This is a genomic window from Methylophaga sp. UBA2689, from assembly GCA_002354555.1.
Classification (GTDB): domain Bacteria; phylum Pseudomonadota; class Gammaproteobacteria; order Nitrosococcales; family Methylophagaceae; genus Methylophaga.
Genome location: DELT01000102.1, coordinates 27,912 through 30,484 on the forward strand (window position 1 = coordinate 27,912; position 2,573 = coordinate 30,484).

Below are 2,573 nucleotides of genomic sequence, written 5' to 3' on the forward strand. Positions count from 1 at the left end.
GCATTTTCTGTTTCTGCAGACACTAATTCTTCGGGCTGTTCGAACGAACTTTCTGCCACTACATCCTCTGACACGATTTGCTCAGATGATTCAACCTCATCATCAGCACTATCCAGCAAAATCTGGTTAATTTGCTCTTTCTGAACAGCGGTCTCAATGATCTCGGGACTTGAGTTATCTGTCACCAAACCTTCATCCGCATCTTTAAGATCTACTGTATCTATATCCTCGGACTTTTCAGGTATTTCATCTGCCAACATCGCATTAGTTGAAATTTGATCTATCGGTTCAGCTGCTTCAGCAAGCACATCTGAATTCTGGCTAACAGGTTCTTCCTGCTCATAAAATTCGTTGTTTACCGAGCTTAATTCATCATCTACGGATAGGGGGGCTTCTGCATTTTCTGTTTCTGCAGACACTAATTCTTCGGGCTGCTCAACCGATCTTTCTGCCACCACATCCTCTGGCGCGATTTGTTCGGTTGATTTAAGTTCACCATCAGCATTTTCCAACGAAACCTGGTTAGCCGGTTCATCCTCATCAGAGAGACCAATATCTTGAGGATTTGAGTCGTCTACTGATAAGGTTTCTTCAATATTTTCTGTTTCTGTTGCCGCTAAATCCTTGTGGTCTTCAGCGGCATTCTGTGCCGCGATTTCCTCTGATTCGGTTTGCTCAAACGGCTCATCCGCTTCGGGAATATCCAGTAATTTCTTTCTGGCAGATGCTTCTTCCTGTTGTTCTTCAGCGATCACAGCCGAGTCAACTTGCTCAACAAGCAGGTCTGTATCCCAGTCGGTTTTAGCTGACTCATCTGCAAAGCTATTTATTTCTGCCTCAGTGTTACGTTCTGAAGATTCTTCTAATGGCTGTTGGTTTTGATCAGTGGTCTCTGGCTGCTCGGCTACCATCTCCTGTTCATCCATAGACAAATCTGGTTCCGTAACAGATTGATAACCTTGTTCATTTTGTTGCAGAGTTTCTTCTAATGTTTTGTCAGCTGCATTATCACTTTCCGCCGATTCAACGCTATCTGTTTGTTCGAAATTTTCTGTAGTCTCTTCAGAGGGAAGATCCGATATAGCTGACTCATCCATCTCCGCCAAAGGATTGTCTAGTTCACTCTGTTCAACAGGCTCATCATGTGACTCAATGGCATCGATATCAGATTCTGCTAATTTATTTTCTTGAGGGAGGCTGGTTTCTGCATCATTTGCAATAACGTTTTCAATCTCTGCTTTTTCCTGCTCAACATCATTAGAATCAATTTCTACCGGCATGTCTGTGGCACGCATAAGATCATCGATTTCTGTGGTCGAAATCATATCTTTTGCGTCTGACTCCACTTCATCAATTTGTTCAATATCTAATTCAATGTCGGCTGGCTGAACTGCCTTAGTTAACCCTTGATGGGCTAAGTCATCACTTTCAAAAGCATGAAATTTCAGTTCTTGATGTTCAAAGGCTGCTACATCGTCAGTTATTTGCTCATTACCTGCTACGGGAATTATGGATTTTCCATAGATATCAGGCACCTGATTGGCCCATGCTTTATTCAGGTGAGCCTTCATACCTTTTGGTTCAGTCGCTGCAGTGACTGTTTCTGTTTCTGTTTCTGTTTCTGTCTCGGTTTCAATATCTGGCTGGTTTTCTTCAACTTCTGTTTCAAGTGATGTTTTACCGTAAACATCAGGAATTACCGGATTCCAGTCAGTCTTCAGAAAATCAGCCATCCGCATCGAGCTGCTTGCCGGTTCTAATTCTGGTTCTAGTTCTGGTTCATCTTCTTTGGCCTGCTCATCCGCAGCCAAGTCAAAATCTGCCATTGAATCAGCGGGATTATTATCTGATTCATTAGAAAGAGACTCATCAACAATCTGGTTTTGAGCGAAAATATCATCGACATCGACTTCATCTGATTCGGTATCTGCCAGTTCAATATCAAAATTTTCATCTGTATCGGTTAGCTCTTCGACAACAGCTGTTTCGTCATCAAGCTGCTCCATTTGTTCAACAATGGTGTCTGCATTCTCGTCATCAAATACACCATCTAAATCTGCTACAGATTCCTCTTCCGTTTCAGTTTCAACTTCTGGCTCTAACGGTTCTTCTGTTAATTCAGTATCAACCGCAGATTCCTCCGCCAGCGGCTCTTCGTCAACAACCTCTATCTCAGGAGCAACAGGCTCCTGCTCAATATCAGCCTGCATAATGCTGAGAGTTGCGTCAGTTAACGAGGTGATTTGGTCTGGAAAGTTATGAAGTGTTTTTTCGTCTTGCTCAGAATACAAATTAACGATTGATTTAAAAATCTCTTTTTCCCGCAGCACCAGTTCCTCGACCATTGAATCAAGTGCTTCACCGCTTAAACCATAGCGCTCACTCAGTTGACTGCCTAATGCAGCCGCACGTTGCTCGTAGTTATTTTTGATTAATTTGGCAGTGCGTGCCGCTGCAGCTTTGGTGCGTTTGTTTTTGCGATGTGCACGGATCAACATCCAGATACACAAAACAGCAAAGATGGCTGCCAGCTCATAGGCCAGCCATTGGAAAACCGGATCAGTCATCGACAT

At 43.2% G+C, this 2,573-nt stretch carries 1 protein-coding gene; it reads right to left on the bottom strand.

Annotated features, from left to right (window positions below; translation table 11 throughout):
• The coding region (locus B3M51_RS13385) for a hypothetical protein (protein WP_292759882.1) at positions 1 to 2,345 on the bottom strand (2,345 nt) is incomplete at its 3' end.
• Between the last annotated feature and the right edge of the window lie 228 nt (positions 2,346 to 2,573).